The organism is Kitasatospora sp. NPDC058965 (genome assembly GCF_042741245.1).
Taxonomy (GTDB): domain Bacteria; phylum Actinomycetota; class Actinomycetes; order Streptomycetales; family Streptomycetaceae; genus Kitasatospora.
Genome location: NZ_JBHYKG010000150.1, coordinates 1 through 20,388 on the forward strand (window position 1 = coordinate 1; position 20,388 = coordinate 20,388).

Here is a 20,388-nt window from a genome sequence, read left to right on the forward strand (position 1 = left end):
GGGGTGGGTGGTGCGGGGTGGTGCCGTGCGACTAGGCGCGGGCGGCGGTGACCGCGGTGCCCAGGGCGTCCTTGATGCGGGGGCCGAGGCGGGCGAAGCCGAGCTCCTTCATGGCGGCGCGGAGCAGCTCGTCGTCGTTGCGCTCGGTGCCGTCGGCGTCCAGCCAGCGGACCAGGGAGAGCAGCTCGTCGGCGGAGTAGGCGGTGATGGGGCGGCCCGGGGTGAGGTCGGGCTTGCCGGCGGCGGGGGCCTGCGCGGCGGGCGCGGGCTCGGCGGCGGGGACGACCTCGGCGACGGGCTCCGGCTCGGGCTCGGCAGCGGGGGCGGGCTCCTCCGCGGCCGGGGTGACCTCGGCGACGGGCTCGGGCTCGACGGCGGGGGCGGGCTCCGGCTCGGCGACCGGCTCCACGACCGGCTCGACCTCGGCCACGGCTTCGGGCTCGGCGTCGACCTCGGGCTCCGGCTCGGCGGCGAGCTCGGGCACCGACTCGGCCTCGACCTCGGGGGCGATCTCGGGAGCGACCTCCACCTCGGCAGCCGGCTCGGGCTCCGCCGCAGCCTCCGGGGCAACCTCGACCTCGGCGGCCGGCTCGACTGCGAGCTCCGGCTCAAGCTCGGCCTCGACCTCGGCGACCGGCTCGACCTCGGCCACAGCCTCGGGCTCGGCGTCGACCTCGGGCTCCGGCTCGACGGCGGACTCGGCGTCAGCCTCCACCGCAACCTCCGCCGTCGGCTCCACGTCCGCCGCCACCTCGGCGACGGCCTCGGCCTCGGGCTCGGCCTCGGGCTCGGCGTCCGCCTCGGTCGGCACCGGGAGCGACTCCAGGACCGGCTCGCGGGAGGGGCTCGGGATCAGGATCGCGGGCTCGGCCACCTCGGCCGCGCCCTCGTCCGACTCCGCAGCCCCGGTCTCCGTCTCCGACTCGGCCTCGACCTCGGCCTCGACCGAAGCCTCCGCAACCTCCGCGGCCGGCTCACTCTCGCCCTCGTCCTCGACGTCGGCCTCGGCCTGCGCCGCCTCCTGCTCGCGCAGCAGCTCCGCGTACGCGGCCTGCGCGGCGGCGCGGTCCGCCTGGGCCTCGGTCAGCTCGGCGAGCAGCTCGCCCAGCCCGCCCGCCTCCAGCTCGGCGCGCAGCGTGCGCAGTTCGGGCAGCCGGTACAGCGTGCCCTCGTCCGCCGCCAGCGCCGCGACCAGCTCGGCCAGCTCGTCGTAGGACAGCACGGTCAGTTCGCGCCCGACCAACTTGCTGAGCTCGCGCAGCCCGCCGGTCAGCGCCTCCACCGACTGGCCGGTGACCTCCAGCAGTTCGGCGTCCACCGGGCGGGCCACCGTGCCCGAGGCGGGCGCCAGCTCCTGCCACTCGGCCCGCTCGGCGGCGGCCGCGACCAGCGCCACGTGCAGCGCGTCGCGCCGCGGCCGGTCGGCCACGGCCAGCCGGCGCGCCTCGGCGCGCAGCTGGCGGCGTCGGCCCCAGGACAGCTTGAGGCCGCGCTCGCGTCGCCAACTCCCGTTGGCGGTGGCGGCCGCGAGCGCGTCCAGGTCGGCTTCGTACGCACCCGAACGCAGCGTGGCGGCGGTCTCCCGGACCCGCCGCAGCAGGCCGATCAGGGTCAGCACCTCGGCCACCGAGGCGGGTTCGCGCAGGGCGGCCTCCTCGGCCAGCCGCTCGGCGGCCTCGCGGAGCAGGGACAGGTCGCAACCGCGCACCTCGGCCAGCACGGTGGAGGCGGACCGCGCCTCCTCGGCACCGGTCACGGTCGGGGCGGCGGCGTACCAGGCGTGGCTGTCGGCGGCCAGCGTGAATCCGCCCAGCTCGGCGTACCTGGCCAGGTTCTCGCCCAGGTCGGGCGAAGCATCGTTGCCCGGACCGGCGGAGCGGTCCTGCGGCGGTACATCGGCGTTCTGCACGGGAAGCACTGTCATGGGGATCGTCCGGTTCGTGGCGGGGAAGGCTGCGTCGGGGATGGTGCGAGGGCCGACCCGGGAGCGGGTGGAGCCTGATTCCGTCTCCTGGGGTCCCTGCTGGTAGGTCAGGATACGGGTGGGCGTTCGACGCTTGCACGCACCCGGGCCCTGGTGAGGCCACTGTGCCGCGCCGATCCGCGTGGGACCGGCAGGACACGCGCCCCGTGAGCAGCGGGACACCCCGCCCGGACCCGGGGTCCGAACGGGGTGTCGAGTGGTGCTGACGATTCGTCAGAGAGCGGCAACTACCGCGCCGTGCACGGCCGGCACCAGCCGGTCGTTCTCCGGCGCCGCACCGCCGGGGAAGGTGAACCGGCGCCGCACGTACCCGTAGGCGAGCCCGCTGCGCGGGTCGGCCAGCGCCATCGCCCCCGCCGCGCCGCTGTGGCCGATCGCGCCCTGACCCAGCGCCGGGTACCGGTCGGCGGCCGCCTGGAAGATCACGCCGAAGGCGTTGGCCCCCAGCGTCACCTGGTCCTTGCCGGCGGTCTGGATCTGTCCGACCAGCGCGAGGGTCTCCGGCTTGAGCAGCGGGGCCGCGCCGTTCAGCCCGCTGACCGCCGCCGCGTACATCGCCGCGATCCCGCGCGCGCTGCCGACCCCGCCGACCGAGGCGGGGCTGAGCCGACGGACCAGCGGCAGGTTGGGCAGCTCGTCCAGCGCCGGGGCCTGCGGGTGGTTGCGGTTGAAGGCGATGCCGGTCAGGCTGTGCACCCCGGTGGCGCCGGCCCGCAGCGCGGCCTGCTGCTCGGGGGTGGGCAGCAGCGGCTGCGAGGTGCGGAACCGCGGCTCCAGCTCCGCCGGCAGGCCGAGGTGGAAGTCGAGGTCGAACGGCACCCGCACCCGCTCCTCGTAGATCTCCTGCACCGACCGCCCGGTGGCGCGGCGGACCACCTCGTTGGCCAGTGCGCCGATCACCAGCGCGTGGTAGCCGTGCGCGGCGCCGGGACGCCAGTACGGGGCCTGGGCGGCGAGCCGGGCGGCGATCACCCGGTCGTCCGCCACCTCCTCGACCCGCAGGCCGCCCTCGACGCCGACCAGGCCGGCCTGGTGCGAGAACAGCGTGCGCAGCGTGATGTCCTGCTTGCCCGCGGCGGCGAACTCCGGCCAGTAGTGCGCCACCCGCTGGTCCAGGTCGAGCACCCCGTCCTGCAGCAGCAGGGCAACCACCAGCGCGGTGGCGCCCTTGGTCACCGAGAAGACGCCGGTCAGGGTGTCCCCCGCCATCTCCGGGCCGACCCAGAGGTCCACCACCTGCTCGCTGCCCGCGTAGGCGACCAGTTGGGCCGCGTAGTCGCCGCCCTGATCGGCCGCGACGGCGGCGAACTCGGCCCGGACCTGCTCGAAGCCGGCGGCCACGGTGCCCTGGACCTGGTGGTCGTACGTCATCGACATCCCCCATTGCGTGATCGATCAACTATGGAACGATCAATCACCGCGGGACGCCGACTTATTCCGCCCCGCTCCGCCCGGCGGGCCGCCTCGCCCTGCGGGCCCGGCCGGGGTGGGTCGGCAGCTCCGCGATCAGCACGTCCAGCCCCGCCGCGAGTTCGGCCTGCGCGTCGTACTCGGCCAGCAGCGGGGCCAGCTCGCGCAGCTTCGGGTACTCGGCCACCGGGAGCCGGTGCAGGCCGAACCGCAGCAGCGGGTCGGCCTCGTCCGGGTTGTCCACCACCGGTCGCTTCTCCACCAGCAGGTAGCCCAGGCAGAAGCCGACCAGCGAGCGGTACAGCCGCAGCGTGGTGCGCGGGTCGTGGCCGGCCCGTCCGATCTGGTCGAGCATCCGCTCGTTGAGCTGCAGCATCGGGGCCGGGCGGCGGGACATCGGAACGCTCAGCGGACGGGTCACCACCAGCGGGAGCAGCGCCGGGTGGCGGTCGGCGACCTCGCAGAAGACGGTGGCGATCCGGTGCAGCTCGCGTCGCCAGTCCCCGGCCGGCTTGCCGAGCCCGTCCATCACCTCCGCGTAGAAGCCCTCCACCATGCCGTCCAGCAGCGCGTCCTTGCCGGCGGCGTAGCGGTACAGCGCCATCGGCTCCACGCCGAGTTCGGTGGCCAGTCGGCGCATGGTGAGCGCGGCCAGGCCCTGACGGTCCACCAGGGCGATCGCCGCGGCCAGCACCTTGGACCGGGTGAGTCGGCCGCTGGCCATGGGGCTCCTCCTCGCTCGCGCCGGCGCCCCCGTCGCGCTCCGTCCGCCCCCTTGACTGGTCCGCCCAGGAGGGTAAAGCTAAGTATACAAAGTACATGTCCGACGTATGCGTACGTGTCCCGTTTACGCCGTACGCGTCGCCTGTACCCCGATTCTTCTGCTTTGCCTTCCGCCCGTCGCCCGACACTCGTACCGGCCGAAAGCTGGTGTCAGCCATGTCCCGAACCCCCTACCTCGCGCTACCCGACAGCGATCGGACACCGCGCCGCGGCGCCACGGTCGCCGGGCCGGTCAACCCGGCCGAGACCCTGTCCGTCACCGTCTACCTGCGGCCCGACCCGAGCGCCCCGGCCGCCCCCTCCGCCACGGACCTGGCCATGGTCCCGCCGACCCGCCGGGCGGTTCCGGACGACGCGGCGTTCGCCGCCGCCCACCGGGCCGCCCAGTCCGACATCGAGGCGGTGGAGCGGTTCGCCGCCGAGCACCGCCTGATGGTCAGCGCCGTCAACCCGGTGGCCCGCAGCGTGCGGCTGTCCGGCAGCGCGGCCGACCTGTCCGAGGCCTTCCAGGTCACCCTGGCCCGCTACCGCTACCAGGACCGCGACCAGCGCTGGCGCAGCTACCGGGGCCGCGAGGGCGCGGTGCACGTGCCGGCCGAGCTGGCCGGCACGGTCACCGCGGTGCTCGGCCTGGACAACCGTCCGCTGGGCGCCAACCTGCTGTCCCGTCAGGCGGCCCGGGTGTCCCTGGACTCGCTCGCCGCCGCCGCGCTGCCGGCCGGCACCTTCCTGCCGAACGCGCTGGCCCAGCCCTACCAGTACCCCGCCGGCTTCGACGGGACCGGCGAGACCGTCGCGGTGCTCGCCTTCAACGGGCAGACCCAACCCGGGACGCCGTCCGGCGGCTACCGGCTCGCGGCCCTGCAGACCTACTTCACCCAGGTGCTGCACTCGCCGGTGCCGCAGATCACCGACGTCGTGGTGCTCGGCCCGGGCAACGACCCCGGGCGGGACGACCGCCAGGCCGACCCCGCCGACAGCACCGGCGAGATCATGCTGGACCTCCAGGTGGTCGGCGCCCTGGCGCCGGGCGCCAGGATCGTCGTCTACTTCACCGAGTTCACCGAGCAGGGCTGGGTGGACGCGTTCAACGCGATCGTCACCGACACCGCCAACCGCCCCACCATCGTCTCCTGCAGCTACGGCAACCCCGAGGACGACCCCGGCTCCGCCTGGACCAGGATGGCGATCAGCACCGTCGACCAGGCCTTCGCCCAGGCGGCGCTGCGCAACATCAGCATCTGCTGCGCCTCCGGCGACGACGGCTCCCGGGACCAGGCCGGCGACACCCGCGCGCACGCCGACTTCCCGGCCTCCAGCCCGCACGTGCTGGCGGTGGGCGGCACCCGCCTGGTGGTGGGCGGCACCACGGTGACCAGCGAGACGGTCTGGGACGACGGCCCCGGCAGCGCCACCGGTGGCGGGATCAGCCGTTGGTTCCCGGTGCCGCCCTGGCAGTCCGGCGCCAACGTGCCGCCCTCGGCCAACCCGCCGCACCGGCGCGGGCGCGGCGTGCCCGACGTCTCGGCGCTGGCCGACCCGGCCACCGGCGTGCTGATCATCAGCGTGGACGGCCAGCACCTGGTCCAGATCGGCGGCACCAGCGCCGCCGCCCCGCAGTGGTCCGCCCTGCTCGCCCGGGTCAACCAGGCCCTCGGCGCGCCGGTCGGCTTCCTCAACCCGCTGCTCTACACCAGGCTCGCCGACGGCGTGCTGCGCGACATCACCCAGGGCAGCAACGGCGCCTACGCCGCCGGCCCGCACTGGGACGCGTGCACCGGGTTCGGTTCGCCCGGCGGGCAGGCCCTGCTGGACGGCCTGAAGGCCCTGGACGCGGTGGCGGCTCCGGTGCCCGGCCCGACGGTCGCCCCCGCGCCCGCCCCGGCACCGGTGTGACCGGAACGGCGGCTCCGCCCGCCCGGTGCGCCGACCCGGGCGGAGCCCCGCGCAGCACCCCGGTCCCGGGGTGCTGCTGACGGTCCGGCGGGCGCCGGGCGCGTCCGCGAGCCGGCGGGCGCAGCAACGTCGCAGGTGGGGCGGTGCCCGGCGGTCGCCGCGGGCTGGTTAGGCTGACGGCCGCCCGTCCCGCCCCGACCGAGGAACACCCCTGAGGCCGCACTCCCGCGCGCACCCGCCGGCCGTCACCCGCCGGCGCGTGGCGGACCGTCAGTGGCTCCGGGCGGCCGGGCGGGCCCGGGCCGCGCAGGCGCGCCGGGAGGCTGCCGCGCCGCCCGGACGCCGGGTCCGCCGGCTCCGCCGGGTCGGCGCCGCACTGCTCGCCCTGGCGGCGCTGTTCCCGTTGGCGGTCCTGGTCTGGTTCACCACCCTGCTCCCGTCGACCTTCGACGACGCCGCCCGGTACCGGGCCGCCCGGCCCTGTCCGACCGGCACGGTCACCGGGGCCTGCCTGGTGACGAGCACCGAGCTGACGGTGGAGGTGCACGCCGAGAGGGGCAGGGACCCGGACGACCGGATCGTGGTCCGGCCCCTGGCGGGGGGCGGCCGGGAGGGCATCAAGCTGCACGGCACCGAGCCGGTGCTCACCCGGGTCCGCCCCGGCGACCGGGTCGAGGTGGAGCGCTGGCAGGGCGCGCCGGTCGCGGTCTCGCTGGCCGGCCTGCGCCAGCCGGCCGACCAGCTGCCGAGCGACGGACCGTACCTGCTGGTGGCGGGCCTCACCTGCACGGCGCTGGTGCTGCAGGCCTGCGTCCTGAAGGCCCGTCGGCTCTGGCGCGGCGTCGACTCCGGCCAGGTGCGGGGCCTGCTGGTCACGGCGGCCGTGGCGCTGATGCTCGCGCTGCTGGGGAAGTGGCTGCGGAGCCTCACCGCGCTGCTGCTGCTCGAAGCCGTGGTCGCCGCCTTCGGCACGATCTGCGCCCGCCCGCCGCACCCGGTACCGCCGGAGCCGCTGGTCCCGCCCCGGCCGCGGCACGACCCGCGTCCGGTCGCCCGCCTGCGCACGCTGCGCCGACGGCCGCCCGCCGCACCGGCCCGCACCCGGCCGCGGATCGGCCGCCGGCCGCGGGTGCGCCTGCGGGTCCGGGGGTAGCCGGAGCCGCCGGCCCGGACCCGCAGCACCCGGGCACGGCCGGTCCCGCGACCGGAGCCCCCGTCAGGACGCGCCAGTAGGATCGGACCGGCAGCTCCGCTTCGGACCCGACGAACCGGCTGCTCCGGTGGTCCGGGGACGCCTTCGCCCCGGACGGGAGGGACGAGTGGGGATGAGTGACGCTGCCCGGCGCCCGCTGCGCGCGGACGCGGCCCGCAACCGGGCGAGGCTGCTGGACGTCGCCACCGAGGTGTTCACCACCCGCGGCGTCGGCGTGCCGACCGAGGAGATCGCCCGCGCCGCCGGGGTCGGGGTCGGCACCCTCTTCCGGCACTTCCCCACCAAGGAGGCGCTGCTGGAGGCGGTCATGGTCCGGCGGTTGGAGACCATCACGGCCCGCACCGCGCAGCTGACCGCCGAGGCCGAGCCGGCCGAGGCCTTCGCGACCTGCTTCCGCCTGATCGTCGAGCAGTCCGCGGGCAAGGAGGAGTTCACCCGGGCGCTGGCCGCGGCCGGGGTGGACGTGCACGCGTCCCTGCGGGAGCAGAGCACGGTGATGCGGACCCAGCTGACCGAGCTGCTGGCCGCGGCGCAGCGCGCCGGGGCCGTCCGGCCCGACCTCGGCCTGCCGGAGCTGATCGCGCTGCTGGTCAGCACGGGCGCCGCGGCGGAGCAGCTGGCCGCGGATCCGGTGGCCCGGGAGCGGGTCTTCGACGTGGTCCTCACCGGCCTGCGGCCGCACTGACCGCGCTCCGGCCGACCGGCCTGCCTGCTCCGTCAGCCGTGCAACGCAGCAGTCAGGCCCGGGCTGCGGCGGTGGGCGGGTCCGGCGGCTACAGCTGGCTGAGGATCGTCGGGTCCGTGATCTTCGTGTCCTCGGCCAGCAGGATCGCCTTGCTGAGGATCACCGCGAGCATCCGGTCGCCCTCGAAGGGCAGGTAGCCGGTCTGCGGGGAGGCCGGGCCGGCCTTCGGGACGATGCACAGGTACTGGTCGTTCGGGGTCCGCAGGATGTTGCCGGAACCGAGGTGGATCTTGTACGTGTGCCGTTCGCCCCGCACGTGCAGGAACCGGCCTTCGAGGGTGCAGCGGTCGGCGACGGCCAGCCGGGGCACCAGGCGCTCCAGCAGCACCCGGCGGGTCTCGGCGCTCTGGTTGAGCTCGCCGAAGCCGTAGCTGGTCCAGTACTCCTGGAACCGGCCGGCGGGGCCGCCGTCCTGCCAGGTCGGGTCGTTGCCGATGCTGGCCACCCCCACGAACAGGTCGACGTCGCGCAGGACTTCGGACAGCACCAGGGGCGGGATGCCGGCGAGCGGGAGGGGGTCCGCCGCGGGTCCGCCGCGGCCCCACCCCGTGCTGTAGCCACCGCCGCCGCAGTGCGCCCAGTTCTCCGGCGCGTCGACGGGGTAGAACCGGACCTGATCGGTGGTCAGCCGCAGGTAGCTGCCGGAGTCGGTGGTGTCCGCACCGTAGGCATCGCCCTCCCCCTCGATCCAGTACTCGGCGCGCAGCCCCCACTGCGGCAGTTCGCGGGTGGCCGGCGGGAGCACGTCGTCGACCATGAGCCGCAGCTTGTTCCGCCAGCCCCGGACGGCCGCCAGCGAGTGGAACTGGTGCTGGCGCAGCACGTGGGCCGCGAAGCGGTTGGAGTAGCTGCCGGTCGCCCGCTCGGCGTCGGTCAGCAGGTACACCTCGCGGTGGGCCTGCTTGAACGGCTGGGTGATCGCGTGCCGCTCCAGCCAGTCGCGCCAGGCCACGATCGCGGCGGGCTCGTGGTCCACCGGGTGCCAGAGCCGCACCTCGGCCCCGTCCCGCACCCGGTCGTCGGCGAGGGTGCGCAGCTCGCCGTCCGCGAAGCCGACGGCGGTGCCGTCGACCGTCCAGAGCAGCCGGCGCGCCAGCGTGCCGACCAGCGGGTGGTCGAGGTAGCGCTCGCGCCAGACCCGGTAGGTCCAGCTGCGGCGGGCCAGGAACTGCCGGTCCAGGCGCTCGCTCTGGGCGGAGAGCATCCTGTCGATGTCCTTGGCCGCCGCCTTCAGCTCCTTGAGCTCCTCGGCGTGGTCGCGCCTGACGGCGGCGGGCACGGTCCTGGCCGCCTTGCCTGCTGCGTTGCGCCAGGAGAGCACCGCCTTGCCGCCCCGGACCTCGAGCACGGCGGTGCACTCGCCCAGCAGCTGTTCGGCCCGGCCGACCTCGGTCAACCCGTACGTCGGGACGGCGAGTTCCTCGACCTCCTCGCGGGACAGGCCGAGCGCCTCGGCCCGGGTCCGCAGCGCGGTGTCGATCAGCTTGAGGGTGCCCTTGTACGTCACCCGGGCGGCCAGGCGGGCCAGTTCGGCCAGCGCCGGCTCGCCGTCGGTCCGGGCGAGCGCGGTGACGGCCGCGTTCGCCACCTTCGGGTTGCGCGGGCCGAGCCCGGCGACCTTCCGCAGCGAGGTCTCGGCCAGCGCGCCGAGGGCGCGGGCGGTGTCCGGGTGCCCGGGCAGCAGGGCGAGCGCCCAGGTCAGCCCGCGCAGCGCGTTGGCGTTGTAGGGGTCGTAGGCGTTGTTGACGTCGGGCTCGTACTCCGCGCGCTCCAGCTCGAAGGTGCGGCGGCCGACCAGCGCGAGCCAGGGCAGCACGGTGCTGCGCACCCGGTCGGCGCCGAGCGCCTCGACCAGGGTGCGGGCCTGCTGCTCCCACGCGCGGGTGGGCCTGGCGGCGGTGGCGGTGGTCGCGAGGCGCAGCAGGGCGAGCCAGTCGGCGGTGTCCGGCACCTGCTCGACGTCCCGCAGCGCGCGCTCGGCCCACTCCTCCCCGACGTTGAGCACCGGCTCGGTGAGCTTGGCAGCCAGCGCGCTCATCGCGTCGTCGTAGCCCTGGAGGGCGGAGCGCCGGAAGACGGCCACCACGGCGGGCGCCAGGGTCCGGCCGGCCGCGAGCTCGGCCTCGGCGAGGTCCTGCAACTGCTCGCGGTACCAGAGGGTGTGCACCCGGCCGAGTCCGTCCAGCCGCTTCAGGCGCTCGGTCAGCAGCCGGTCGCCGGGCAGGTCGCGCGCGACGATGCCGAGCAGGGTCAGGGCGTTGTCGCGGGCGCCGGGGTGCGTCCCGGCCGCGTGGTAGCGCTCCGCGAGGGCGTCGACGAGCGCGGTGCGCCGCTCGACCGGCAGGGCGCGCAGCTCCTGCGGCACCGCGGCCCACTTCCCGCCCCAGCGGGAGTTGACGGCGGCCGCGACCCGGAGCAGGTCGGCGGCGAGCTCCGCCGGCTGCCCGGTACTGCCGTACCCGCGGACCCGCTCCCGGATCTCCTGGACCTGCGTCACGGTCAGCCCCCCACCAGCGGCACGAGCGTGAGGAAGGTGACCACCGTGCCGAGCACCAGGTCGACCTGCTGGTCCGGATCGACGACCTGACGGTCCCCCACCAGCACCAGGAACCCGTTGCCCGCGAAGGCCCGCAGCGCCAGCTCGCACTGCGCCTCGGGGTCGATCCGGCGCGGCGTGCGCAGCGCGTAGCCGTTCAGCACCCGCTCGGTGTCCTGCGGCTGGACCAGCCCCTGGAACACCTCCGGCGTCGCCGCGTTGTACTCGGCGACCTCCTGGAAGACCCGTCGCCGGATCAGCTCCCGCACGGTGAGCCGCTCCTCCGCGATCTCCAGCCCCCACCCGTCGCTGCGGGCCCCCGAAGTCGTCTCGTCGACGAACGTCACTCTTGCCATGCCGCAGACAGTACGGGCCGGCACGGACACCGATCACGGCCCGGGGCGGTCGGCCGCCGCCCCGGGCCCGGCGGCCGCCCGGGCCAGCCGGTCCGCCATCGCCCGCACCTCGGCGACCAGCTCCGGCGGTTCGAGGACCTGGAACTCGGCGCCGGTCACGCCCAGGGCCATGACGGGCCAGGCGACCTCCTCCGCGGACAGCCGCACCCGGCAGCTGGACCCGGTGAGCGGCTCGACCACGGCCCAGCGGCCGATCCGCTCGCAGACCTGCTGGGCGGGGGCCCGGACCACGGCGACGACCTGGTACGGGCGGGGGGCGTTGTTGCGGCCCGCGCGGACGAAGTCGGCCGCGTCGCCGCCCGGCAGCTCGCGCGGGCGGAAGCGGGCGCCGGTGCCGGCCGGGGCGGTCAGCCGGTCCAGGCGGAAGCTGCGCCAGGCGTGCCGGCCCAGGTCGTAGGCGACCAGGTACCAGCGCCGGTCCAGGAAGACCAGGCGGTGCGGCTCCACTTCGCGGGCCGAGCCGCGCCCCTGCGCCGTGGTGTACGAGAACCGCAGGTGCTCGGCGTCCCGGCAGGCCATCGCCACCACGGTGAGGGCCTCGGCGTCCACCCCGGAGTCGGCCGGCCCGTCCCACTCGCCGGGCACCGTCATCGCCCGCAGTGCCTCCGCCCGGCGGCGCAGCCGGGCCGGCATCACCTGGACCACCTTGGCCAGCACCCGCACCGAGGCCTCGGCGATCCCGGCCACGGCGCCCTCGGCGGCCGCCTGCAGGCCGATCACCAGGGCCACCGCCTCCTCGTCGTCGATCACCAGCGGTGGCAGCGCGGCCCCGGCGGCGAGCTGGTAGCCGCCGTCCACCCCGCGCTGCGCGTCCACGGGGTAGCCGAGCTCGCGCAGCCGGTCGATGTCGCGGCGCAGGGTGCGCACGGAGACGCCGAGCCGTCCGGCCAGTTCCTCGCCGGGCCAGAAGCGGTGGGTCTGGAGCAGGGAGAGCAGTCGCAGCGTGCGGGTGCTGGTGTTCGCCATGTCGGCGATTCTCCCGGTGATTGCGGTCAGGAAGTGACCGCTTCCCGCTCTACCGTGGAACACGAAGCAAGCGAGAGCAAGGCGACGAGAGGCGAGAACCATGACCGAGACCACCACCCCGGCCGTCACCGGCGAGCGCGCCGACCTGCTGGTCGGCCTGGCCAAGCAGCGCCACTTCCTGCGGTTCACCACCCGGGACCTGACGGACGAGCAGGCCGGGCTGCGCACCTGCGCCAGCGAGCTGTGCCTGGGCGGGCTGATCAAGCACGTGGCCACGGTCGAGCGGCTCTGGGCGGACTTCATCGTCGACGGCCCGGACGCCTTCCCCGACTTCTCCACCTTCACCGAGGCCGACTACGCCCGCCGGGCCGACGAGTTCCGCCTGCTGCCCGGCGAGACGCTGGCCGGCGTGCTCGCCGCCTACGAGGAAGTGGCGCGCCGCACCGACGAGTTGGTGGCCGCCCTGCCCGACCTCGACGCCACCCAGCCGCTGCCGAAGGCCCCCTGGTTCGAGCCGGACGCCAAGTGGTCGGCCCGCCGGGTGCTGCTGCACATCATGGCCGAGACCGCCCAGCACGCGGGCCACGCGGACATCGTCCGCGAGTCGCTGGACGGTGCGAAGAGCATGGGCTGACGGATCGTCAGCCCCGGCGGGAGACCTTCAGCGCGGTCTCGTGCACCGTGTCCACGGCGCGCTCGGTCTCCCAGCCGGCCGTGCTGAGGACGGCCTCGGCGGCGTCCGTCATCGCCTCCAGGGTGACGGTGCCCAGCGGCAGTGCCCGCCGCTGGGCGAGCTCGGGCGCGGAGACGATCAGCTCCTTGATCTCCGCGCTCGGGCTCCACCGCACGTAGACGCCGCCGGTGTCGGCCCGGCTCGGGTCGTAGCAGACCACGAAGACGGCCGGCGCTCCCGCCCCGAGCTGCCAGGAGTCACCCGCCTCCTGCACCGGCAGCCCGACGAAGCGCAGGTCCGCCCCGACCTCCGCCGCCAGCCGGACCAGCTCCGCCTCCGCTTCCTGACCTACCCGCTCCGGGTCCATGCGGACTTCCCCTGTTCTGCTCGCAACGACGCGACGACTGCGACGACGGTAGCCGCCGGGCGGGGCGGGAGGGCGCAGTACACACCGGGAAGCCCGACACACCCGGAACCGGGACGGACCGGACAGCGGCGGGGGCTAGCCGCGCAGCAGGGACTGGTAGGCGTGCAGCGGCCCGTCCTCGTCCAGCCCGGCGACGGCGGCCAGGTAGCCGTCGGGGCGGACCAGGAGCCGGCCGCCGTGCGGGAGCCGGTAGCGGGTGGCCGCGTGCCCGTCGGGGTCGGGGAGCACGGCGTCGTAGCCCGTCACCGCGGCGTCGTCGGCGCCGATCAGCACCTGCCGGGCCGGGATGCCGGCCACCGGCTGCGGGGCGGTGCCCTTCGGTGCCACGGTCAGCAGCACGTGGTCCCGCTCGCCCGCCAGGGCCGCCCGCAGCGCGGGGCCCGCGTCCCGCAGGTGCTCGCCGCTGCCGCGGCCGGGAACGGTGATCGGGCTGTCCTGGTACGCGACGGAGGTCTCCTCGGTGCGGTCCGCCATCGCCTGGCGGACCGGGGCCAGCGCGGTGAGCGCCTGCATCCCCTTGTTCCGCAGCTTCTGCGCGACCGGGTTGGCCAGGGTGCCCGCCTTGATCAGTGCGTGGGCGAACCGGATCACCTGCTCGCCGACCGGGTGGCGCTCCGCGTGGTAGCTGTCCAGCAGGCCCGGCCCGGCCTCGCCGCGGCTGACCAGGGCGAGCTTCCAGCCCAGGTTGTGCGCGTCCTGGATGCCGGTGTTCATCCCCTGCCCGCCCGCGGGGCTGTGCACGTGCGCCGCGTCGCCCGCCAGCAGCACCCGGCCGACCCGGTACTGCGGGACCTGGGCGTGGTGGACCTCGAAGGTGGTCAGCCAGCGGGCGCGGGAGATCCGGATCGGCCGCTCGGCACGCTCGTCCACCACCCGCTCCAGCCACTCCAGCGAGGCCTCGCGCTGCTCCTCGGTCGGGATCTGGGCGATCAGCCGGAGCCGCTCCCCGACCATCGGGAAGACCATGAGCGGGCCGTCGTGCGCGGTGAAGTAGGTGTACATGGTGTGCGGGTCGAGGTCGTGCTCGGCGTCGACGTCGCCCATCAGGAACTTCTCGCCCGTGAACGAGCCCCGCAGCGCACTGCCCGCCAGGTGCCGCGTCCGGCTGTGGCCGCCGTCGGCGCCGACCAGCCACCCGGTGGTGGCCGTCTCCTCGTGCCCGTCGGCGTGCGTCAGGACGGCCCGGACCCCGCCGTCGTCCTGGGTCAGCCCGGTCAGCTCCACCCCGCGCTCGACGGTCACTCCGTGGCCGGCCAGCGCCTCGGTGAGGATCCGCTCGGTCTCGGTCTGCGCGATGGTCACCGAGTAGGGGAACACGCTGTCCACCAGGTCGAGTTCGACCCGGGCGAGCACCTCGCCCGCCGAGTGCAGCTCCATCGCGGTGGTCCGCACGCCGGCCGCCTCCACCTGCTCGGCCAGGCCGAGGCGCTCGAACAGCTCCAGGCTGCGCGCGTGCACCAGGATGGCCCGCGACTCGGTGGTGGGCTCGGCCAGCCGGTCCAGGATCCGCACCGGCACCCCGCGCCGGGCCAGCTCCAGCGCGGCGGTCAGCCCGACCGGACCCGCACCCACGACGATGATCGGCTCGCTCACCGGCAGTCCTCTTGTTCGCAGCGAAAGTGAAGGGAAGGACCACCCGGGCCGTCAACTCCCCTGCGGCCCGCGCGATCGGCGAGCAGTGTACCGAGCGCGGCCGCCGGGCCTACGCCTCCCCCAGCTGCCCCAGCACCACCTCCCGCATCGCCGCGGCGGCCCGGGTCAACGGGACCTCGGCGCCGTGGGCGAGCGCGATGGTGCGGTGCAGCGCGGGGGCGGCGAACGGGGTGACGGTCAGCCCGGTGCGGGCGGCCACCAGGGCGGGGACCACGGCGGGGCCCAGGCCCGCCCGGACGAAGGACAGCACCGCGTCCATCTCGCCGCCCTCGACGGCGAACCCGGGCGTGAAGCCGGCCTGCCGGCAGGCCGTCAGGGTGGCCTCGCGGACGTCGTAGCCCTCCCGGAACATCACCAGCGGCCGGTCGCGCAGGTCCTCGATCCGGGCGTGCCGGCGCCGCGCGAAGAGCGGTGCGGCGGAGAGCAGCACCAGCTCCTCGCGGCGCAGCTCGGTGACCGCGAGGCCGGGCGCGTCGGCGGGCGTGATGATCAGCGCCAGGTCCAGTTCGCCGGCGGCCAGCACCCGGACCAGGTCGCGCGAACCGTCCTCGCGGACCTGCAGCTCCACGCCCGGGTGGCGGGTGCGGTAGAGGTGCAGCACGTCGGGGAGCAGGCTGGTGCACAGGCTCGGCGGGGCGCCCAGCCGCACCCGGCCCCGGCGCAGCGAGAGGGTCTCGCGCACCGCCACCCGGGCCGAGTCGGCGTCGGCCAGGATCCGGCGGGCCAGTGGCAGCAGCGCCTCGCCCGCGTCGGTCAGGGTGCTGGCGCCGCGGCCCCGGTGCACCAGCTCGGCACCCAACTCCCGTTCCAGTGCCCGGATCTGCTGGGAGAGCGACGGTTGGGCCACGTGCAGCTGCTCGGCCGCCCGGGTGAAGTGGCCCAGGTCGGCGACGGCGGTGAAGTAGCGGAGCTGGTGCAGCTGCATGGAGCCGATGATAGGTGCTGCCTATCATGAACAGCGGATACATGTCTTGGACGGATCGTGGCGCCGCTGCCTACCGTCGTCCCCATGGCACTGACGACTGCGAGCAGGTCCTTCGGGCCGCGGGCCCTGTGGCGCTCGACCGTGGGCAAGAAGGCGGCCATGGCGGCCAGCGGGCTGGTCCTGCTGGCCTACCTGGTGGCGCACATGCTGGGCAACCTCAAGATCTTCTTCGGGCCCGGCGAGCTGAACGGCTACGCGGCCTGGCTGCGCACCGTCGGACAGCCGTTCCTGGGGCACGAGTGGTTCCTCTGGCTGGCCCGCACGGCGCTGACCGCCGCGGTGGTGGTGCACGCCACCGCCGCCTACCAGTTGAGCCGGCGCGACCGCGCCGCCCGACCCACCGGCTACCGGCACACCCGGGCCCGGACCAGCTACGCCACCCGCACCATGCGCTGGGGCGGCGTGATCCTGGGCCTGTTCGTCGTCTGGCACATCCTGGACCTGACCACCCTGACGGTGAACCCGCGCGCCGAGGCCGGGCACCCGTACCAGAACGTGGTGGCCTCCTTCCACACCTGGTACAGCGGCTGGATCTACTGCCTGGCCGTGCTGGCCCTGGGCCTGCACGTGCGGCACGGGTTCTGGAGCGCCGCCCAGACCCTGGGCCTCAACAGCCCGCGCCGGGACCGGGTGCTGAAGCGCACCGCCGACGCACTGGCACTGCTGCTGACGGCCGGGTTCCTCTCCGTTCCGATCGCCGTGATGACGGGAGCCGTCCGATGACCCGCTACCTCGAGGGCGACCCGATCGCCGACACCAAGGCACCCGCCGGCCCGATCGAAGACCGGTGGGACCGGCGTCGGTTCGAGGCCGGGCTGGTCAACCCGGCCAACCGGCGCGGCCGCACGGTGATCGTGGTCGGCACCGGCCTGGCGGGCGGCGCGGCGGGCGCGACGCTCGCCGAACAGGGCTACCGCGTCCTCCAGTTCTGCTTCCAGGACTCCCCCAGGCGGGCGCACTCGATCGCCGCCCAGGGCGGCATCAACGCCGCCAAGAACTACCGCAACGACGGCGACTCGATCCGCCGGCTGTTCTACGACACCGTCAAGGGCGGGGACTTCCGGGCCCGCGAGTCCAACGTGCACCGGCTGGCCCAGATCTCGGTCGAGATCATCGACCAGTGCGTGGCCCAGGGCGTGCCGTTCGCCCGCGAGTACGGCGGGCTGCTGGACACCCGCTCGTTCGGCGGCGTCCAGGTCTCCCGCACCTTCTACGCCCGCGGCCAGACCGGCCAGCAGCTGCTGCTCGGCGCCTACCAGGCGCTGTCGCGCCAGATCGCCGCCGGGACCGTGGAGATGCACGCCCGCACCGAGATGCTGGACCTGCTGGTGCTGGACGGCCGGGCCCGCGGCATCGTGGCCCGCGACCTGGTGACCGGCGCGGTCCGCACCCACCTCGCGGACGCCGTGGTGCTGGCCACCGGCGGCTACGGCAACGTCTTCCACCTCTCCACCAATGCCAAGAACTCCAACGCCACCGCGATCTGGCGGGCCCACCGGCGCGGCGCCCTGTTCGCCAACCCGTGCTTCACCCAGATCCACCCGACCTGCATCCCGCGCTCCGGCGAGCACCAGGCCAAGCTGACCCTGATGAGCGAGTCGCTGCGCAACGACGGCCGGATCTGGGTCCCGCTGAAGCCCGGCGACACCCGGCCGGCCGGGCTGATCCCGCCGCAGGAGCGGGACTACTACCTGGAGCGGATGTACCCGTCCTTCGGCAACCTGGTGCCGCGCGACATCGCCTCCCGGGCCGCCAAGGTGGTCTGCGACGAGGGGCGCGGGGTCGGCCCGGGCGGCCAGGGCGTCTACCTGGACTTCGCCGACGCCATCGCCCGGCTCGGCCGGGAGGCGGTGGCCGCGCGCTACGGGAACCTCTTCGAGATGTACCGGCGGATCACCGCCGAGGACCCGTACCGGGTGCCGATGCGGATCTACCCGGCGATCCACTACACCATGGGCGGCCTGTGGGTGGACTACGACCTGCAGACCACCGTGCCGGGCCTGTTCGCGATCGGCGAGGCCAACTTCTCCGACCACGGCGCCAACCGGCTCGGCGCGAGCGCGCTGATGCAGGGCCTGGCGGACGGCTACTTCGTGCTGCCCGCCACCCTCGCCGACTACCTGGCCCGCACGCCCGCCGACCGGCCGGCGCCCGACCACCCGCGGATCGCCGAGCTGGAGGCCGAGGTGACCGACCGGCTCGACCGGCTGCTGGCCGTCGACGGCGACCGCACCCCCGAGTCCTTCCACCGCGAGCTGGGCGAACTGCTCTGGGAGCACTGCGGGATGGCCCGCAGCGAGGCGGGCCTGCGGGCGGCGCTGGAGCGGATCCCGCAACTGCGCGCCGAGTTCTGGCGCCGGCTCAAGGTGCCCGGCACCGGCCAGGAGCTCAACCAGACGCTGGAGAAGGCCAACCGGCTGGTCGACTACTTCGAGCTCGCCGAGCTGATGTGCCTGGACGCGCTGCACCGCACCGAGTCCTGCGGCGGCCACTTCCGGGTGGAGAGCCAGACCCCCGACGGCGAGGCCGCCCGCGACGACGAGGCGTTCGACTACGTGGCCGCCTGGGAGTTCGGCGGCGCGGACCGGCCACCGGTGCTGCACCGCGAACAGCTCGCCTTCGAACACGTCCGCCCCACCCAACGCAGCTACGCCTAGCACCCGGGAGCCATTCGTGAACCTCACCCTGCGGATCTGGCGGCAGTCCGGACCGGACCGGCCGGGCGCCCTGACGACCTATCAGGTGACCGGCATCAGCGAGGAGATGTCCTTCCTGGAGATGCTGGACACGCTCAACGAGGAGCTGATCCTGCGCGGCGAGCAGCCGGTGGCCTTCGACCACGACTGCCGCGAGGGCATCTGCGGCGCCTGCGGGATGGTGATCAACGGCCGGGCGCACGGGCCGGAGCGGACCACCACCTGCCAACTGCACATGCGCCACTTCCGCGACGGCGACACGATCGACGTGGAGCCGTGGCGCTCCGCCGCCTTCCCGGTGGTCAAGGACCTGGTGGTGGACCGCTCGGCGTTCGACCGGATCATCGGCTCGGGCGGCTACATCACCGCCCCCACCGGCAGCGCGCCCGAGGCGCACGCCACCCCGGTGCCCAAGGAGGCCGCCGACCTGGCCTTCGAGCACGCCGAGTGCATCGGCTGCGGCGCCTGCGTGGCCGCCTGCCCGAACGGCTCGGCGATGCTCTTCACGGCGGCCAAGGTGGTGCACCTGAACGTGCTGCCGCAGGGCGCGCCCGAGCGGCGCAGCCGGGTGCGCTCGATGGTGGGGGCGATGGACGCGGAGGGCTTCGGCGGCTGCACCAACACCGGCGAGTGCGCCACGGCCTGTCCCAAGGGGATCCCGCTGAACGCGATCGGCACCCTCAACCGCGAGTTCCTGCGCGGCGGGCGCTGAGCGCTACAGGCCGAAGGGCCGGGCGTACCCGATGGTGCCGGCGGGCAGCTCCCCGGCCAGGGCCAGCGCCATCATGGCCTCGTCCGGCACCTCCATCGGCGGCCGGATCCCGTGCGCCGAGGCCCGGACGAAGCCGAACCGCGGGTAGTACCCGGGGTGGCCCAGCACCGTGACGGCCCGTTCGCCGCGCTCCCGGGCGGCCGCCAGCGCCGCCCGGATGCCGGCCGAGCCGGCCCCGGCGCCCTGGTGGGCCGGCAGCACCGCGACCGGGGCCAGGCAGAGCGCCGGCTGCCCGCCGATCCGGCACCTGGTCAGCAGCACGTGCCCGACCAGTGCGCCGTCGGGCGCCTCGACCACCAGCGACAGCTCGGGGATCCAGTCGGCGTCCGCCCGCAGCGCGTCCACCAGGTCGGCCTCGGCGGCGGTCTCGAAGGCGGCCAGGTGGACCGCTCGCACGGCGGCGCGGTCGGCGGCGGTCTCGGTCCGCACGGTCCAGTCGGTCGGCATCCTCGTCATGTCGGCCATCCTCGCAGTTCGGCGCCGGGACGGCGGGCCGCGCACGCGGCGCGTCCGCCCGCAGGAGGAGCCGACCCCGACGCCGGGTCGGGGATCCCACCCGTCGCACCCTGAGGTTCCTTGCCCGCCCCGGGCGGCGTCCCCAGAATGGGTGACCGAAGGGGGCGGCGCGATGAACGGTCCGAGGGTCGCAGTGGTGGGTGCCGGACTCGGCGGGCTCTGCCTGGCGCAGGGCCTGCGCCGGGCCGGCGTCGAGGTCGCGGTCTACGAGCGGGACGACGCGCCCGACTCCCGCCGCCAGGGGTACCGGCTGCACGTGGACGCGCGGGCGGGGCTCGCCCTGCGGGACTGCCTGCCGCCGGAGCTGCTGCAGCTCTTCCTGGCCACCTGCGGGCAGCCGGGCCGGGCCTTCACCGTGGTCACCGAGGGGCTGCGCCTGCTGCACCGGACGGAGCTCGACCGCACCGCCGACCCCTACGCCCCCGAAGCGCTGGCCACCTCGGTCGACCGGCGCACGCTGCGCGAACTCCTGGCCACGGGGCTGGCGGAGCGGATCCACTACCGGCACGAGCTCACCGGCCTCCAGCAGGACGCGGACGGGGTGCGGCTGCGCTTCGCCGACGGCCGGGAGGCCACCGCCGACCTGCTGGTCGGCGCGGACGGGGTCAACTCGGCCGTCCGGCGGGCCCACCTGCCGCAGGCCCGGGTGCCGGACACCGGCGGCCGGGTGGTCTACGGCCGCACCGAGCTCTCCCCGGCCGTCGAGCGGCTGCTGCC

Annotated in this window: 18 protein-coding genes; 8 read left to right on the forward strand and 10 right to left on the reverse strand. The window is 75.2% G+C overall.

The window, feature by feature from the left end; genetic code table 11:
• Positions 1-31: 31 nt before the first annotated feature.
• From ACFW1A_RS23485 to ACFW1A_RS23495, 3 genes are all read right to left on the reverse strand, one after another.
• Positions 32-1,924, reverse strand: coding sequence for a hypothetical protein (locus tag ACFW1A_RS23485; protein WP_380411166.1), 1,893 nt, complete (start codon positions 1,922-1,924; stop codon positions 32-34).
• Positions 1,925-2,197: 273 nt separating this feature from the next.
• The gene (locus ACFW1A_RS23490; protein WP_380411168.1) at positions 2,198-3,355 is read right to left on the reverse strand and encodes a serine hydrolase domain-containing protein; all 1,158 of its coding nucleotides are present in this window, start codon (positions 3,353-3,355) and stop codon (positions 2,198-2,200) included.
• Between the two features lie 61 nt (positions 3,356-3,416).
• Complete coding sequence (locus ACFW1A_RS23495; protein ID WP_380411169.1) at positions 3,417-4,118, reverse strand: TetR/AcrR family transcriptional regulator; 702 nt, start codon at positions 4,116-4,118, stop codon at positions 3,417-3,419.
• Between the two features lie 215 nt (positions 4,119-4,333).
• Between ACFW1A_RS23495 and ACFW1A_RS23500 the strand changes: the two genes are divergently transcribed.
• The 3 genes from ACFW1A_RS23500 (at position 4,334) to ACFW1A_RS23510 (ending at position 7,971) form a co-directional block, all read left to right on the forward strand.
• Entirely contained in the window at positions 4,334-6,073 is a 1,740-nt protein-coding gene (locus ACFW1A_RS23500) for a protease pro-enzyme activation domain-containing protein (RefSeq protein WP_380411170.1), read from the forward strand.
• A 259-nt stretch (positions 6,074-6,332) separates the two neighbouring features.
• Positions 6,333-7,226, forward strand: coding sequence for a hypothetical protein (locus ACFW1A_RS23505; RefSeq protein WP_380411171.1), 894 nt, complete (start codon positions 6,333-6,335; stop codon positions 7,224-7,226).
• Between the two features lie 172 nt (positions 7,227-7,398).
• Complete coding sequence (locus tag ACFW1A_RS23510) at positions 7,399-7,971, forward strand: TetR/AcrR family transcriptional regulator (protein ID WP_380411173.1); 573 nt, start codon at positions 7,399-7,401, stop codon at positions 7,969-7,971.
• Positions 7,972-8,059: 88 nt separating this feature from the next.
• On the opposite strand, the gene ACFW1A_RS23515 is transcribed toward ACFW1A_RS23510, so the two are convergent.
• The 3 genes from ACFW1A_RS23515 to ACFW1A_RS23525 are packed head-to-tail and all read right to left on the reverse strand — an operon-like array spanning position 8,060 to position 11,949.
• Positions 8,060-10,534, reverse strand: coding sequence for a DUF4132 domain-containing protein (locus ACFW1A_RS23515; RefSeq protein WP_380411188.1), 2,475 nt, complete (start codon positions 10,532-10,534; stop codon positions 8,060-8,062).
• On the reverse strand, positions 10,531-10,923 hold the full coding sequence (locus ACFW1A_RS23520; protein ID WP_380411174.1) for a hypothetical protein: 393 nt from the start codon (positions 10,921-10,923) through the stop codon (positions 10,531-10,533). Before ACFW1A_RS23520 ends, ACFW1A_RS23515 begins: the two co-directional genes overlap by 4 nt.
• Before the next feature lie 33 nt (positions 10,924-10,956).
• Complete coding sequence (locus tag ACFW1A_RS23525; protein ID WP_380411175.1) at positions 10,957-11,949, reverse strand: helix-turn-helix transcriptional regulator; 993 nt, start codon at positions 11,947-11,949, stop codon at positions 10,957-10,959.
• 100 nt (positions 11,950-12,049) lie between these two features.
• Between ACFW1A_RS23525 and ACFW1A_RS23530 the strand changes: the two genes are divergently transcribed.
• The gene (locus ACFW1A_RS23530; RefSeq protein WP_380411177.1) at positions 12,050-12,583 is read left to right on the forward strand and encodes a DinB family protein; all 534 of its coding nucleotides are present in this window, start codon (positions 12,050-12,052) and stop codon (positions 12,581-12,583) included.
• 7 nt (positions 12,584-12,590) lie between these two features.
• Here ACFW1A_RS23530 and ACFW1A_RS23535 read toward each other — a convergent pair whose 3' ends face one another.
• From ACFW1A_RS23535 to ACFW1A_RS23545, 3 genes are all read right to left on the reverse strand, one after another.
• Positions 12,591-12,989, reverse strand: a complete 399-nt coding sequence (locus tag ACFW1A_RS23535) for a hypothetical protein (protein ID WP_380411179.1) — start codon at positions 12,987-12,989, stop codon at positions 12,591-12,593.
• Between the two features lie 135 nt (positions 12,990-13,124).
• Entirely contained in the window at positions 13,125-14,642 is a 1,518-nt protein-coding gene (locus ACFW1A_RS23540; protein WP_380411180.1) for an FAD-dependent monooxygenase, read from the reverse strand.
• Between the two features lie 109 nt (positions 14,643-14,751).
• On the reverse strand, positions 14,752-15,627 hold the full coding sequence (locus tag ACFW1A_RS23545) for a LysR family transcriptional regulator (RefSeq protein ID WP_380411182.1): 876 nt from the start codon (positions 15,625-15,627) through the stop codon (positions 14,752-14,754).
• Positions 15,628-15,711: 84 nt separating this feature from the next.
• Here ACFW1A_RS23545 and ACFW1A_RS23550 point away from each other — a divergent pair, with 84 nt between their 5' ends.
• Genes ACFW1A_RS23550 through ACFW1A_RS23560 form a run of 3 tightly spaced genes read left to right on the forward strand, consistent with a single transcriptional unit; the run spans position 15,712 to position 19,095 of the window.
• A complete protein-coding gene (locus tag ACFW1A_RS23550; protein WP_380411183.1) occupies positions 15,712-16,410 on the forward strand; it encodes a succinate dehydrogenase cytochrome b subunit in 699 nt (232 codons plus the stop codon).
• Positions 16,407-18,344 (forward strand): fumarate reductase/succinate dehydrogenase flavoprotein subunit, encoded by a 1,938-nt coding sequence (locus ACFW1A_RS23555; RefSeq protein ID WP_380411184.1) that lies wholly within the window; start codon positions 16,407-16,409, stop codon positions 18,342-18,344. The genes ACFW1A_RS23550 and ACFW1A_RS23555 overlap by 4 nt, the downstream gene beginning before the upstream one ends.
• A gap of 16 nt (positions 18,345-18,360) precedes the next feature.
• Complete coding sequence (locus tag ACFW1A_RS23560; protein ID WP_380411186.1) at positions 18,361-19,095, forward strand: succinate dehydrogenase/fumarate reductase iron-sulfur subunit; 735 nt, start codon at positions 18,361-18,363, stop codon at positions 19,093-19,095.
• Between the two features lie 3 nt (positions 19,096-19,098).
• Here the strand turns inward: ACFW1A_RS23560 and ACFW1A_RS23565 are convergent, their stop codons facing one another.
• The gene (locus ACFW1A_RS23565) at positions 19,099-19,602 is read right to left on the reverse strand and encodes a GNAT family N-acetyltransferase (RefSeq protein ID WP_380411189.1); all 504 of its coding nucleotides are present in this window, start codon (positions 19,600-19,602) and stop codon (positions 19,099-19,101) included.
• Positions 19,603-19,783: 181 nt separating this feature from the next.
• Here ACFW1A_RS23565 and ACFW1A_RS23570 point away from each other — a divergent pair.
• The coding region (locus ACFW1A_RS23570; RefSeq protein ID WP_380411187.1) for an FAD-dependent oxidoreductase at positions 19,784-20,388 on the forward strand (605 nt) is incomplete at its 3' end.